The sequence below is a fragment of the Microcoleus sp. w1-18aA5 genome, from assembly GCF_036701705.1.
GTDB lineage: Bacteria > Cyanobacteriota > Cyanobacteriia > Cyanobacteriales > Microcoleaceae > Microcoleus.
This window is the reverse complement of the sequence record NZ_JAUPTE010000187.1, coordinates 1-1,032: the sequence shown is the minus strand read 5'-3', so window position 1 is coordinate 1,032 and position 1,032 is coordinate 1. Positions and strand designations below refer to the sequence as shown.

The window sequence follows — 1,032 nt, the reverse complement described above, 5'->3', positions numbered from 1 at the left end:
CCATTATACCAAAAAATTCTGCTCCCTCATCTCAATGAAAGCCAATACTTAACCTTGCAACTGCTGTTGTTATTGCTTCAGGCTCATCGTCAGGTCAAGCTCTGCGTATTAGCCAGTGTCTTTCCTCAACCGATTCAATACCAAAGCCGCTTTCCGAAACTTACAACGATTTTTAGTGTTACCTCAGTTGTGCGTCAAACTATTGTGGTTTCCCCTGATTAAATATTGGATTCGACAAGAACAAACCGGAAAGCGTTTAAACCGAGAACAACGTCGCTGTGTAAGAAAACTCAAGCATCAAAAGTATGGCTATTGGATTGTTGCAATCGACCGGACACAGTGGAAAGGACACAATATATTTATGGTTAGTCTGGTCTGGGGAACTCATGCTCTTCCGATATATTGGGAACTCTTAAAGAAGTCAGGTAACAGTGACCTCAAGACTCAAAAACGACTGTTAGGTATCGTCCTTCCTCTGTTTAAGAACTATCCCGTCTTAGTCTTAGGCGATCGAGAGTTTCATAGCCCCAAACTCGCATCATGGCTTGATGCCAGGGGTGTATCTTTTGCACTACTTCAGAAAAAAGACTTCCAATTTCAAGAGCTGTAGTTTAGACTAAATAAAGATGAGAAAGGTGGCTTCAGAAGAACTAGAGCCACCGCGCTGGGAGAGAATAAGGGTGAAAAGAAAACCTATCCACTCCCTTAATGAACAGTGAACGATTAAAAGACTTTCGTCAAGCAGCATACGAGTTATTAGTGCTGGCGAAAGATGCAACATTTGAGCTGATGGATGCAGTAATGACAACCAGGAATGCGGCTTGTTTGGCGGAATTTTCGCTCAATCCATTATTCAATCGTCAATGGTCAAGCGTCTATGAAGCCTTACAAGACTGTAGACCAGACCGGAAAAAACTGATGATGCTGTATCAAGAGCAATTACAGCAGCAAGTACCTAGTACAGCTCGGCGTAAATACACAGACTATTAAACAGCCAAGACTTTACCCTTATATGTCCACTTAAAAGGTTTG

1 protein-coding gene and 1 pseudogene are annotated in these 1,032 nt (G+C 42.2%); both read left to right on the top strand.

Annotation, left to right across the window (positions count from 1 at the left end):
• Nucleotides 1-601, top strand: a pseudogene (locus tag Q5691_RS27635) (transposase); the annotation flags it as partial.
• Between the two features lie 107 nt (nt 602-708).
• A complete protein-coding gene (locus Q5691_RS27630; protein ID WP_333348439.1) occupies nt 709-990 on the top strand; it encodes a hypothetical protein in 282 nt (93 codons plus the stop codon).
• Nucleotides 991-1,032 lie beyond the last annotated feature (42 nt).

Excerpts from the sequence above, each read along its gene's own strand:
- Q5691_RS27630 (WP_333348439.1), top strand. The coding sequence starts at position 709 with ATGAACAGTGAACGATTAAAAGACTTTCGTCAAGCAGCATACGAGTTA.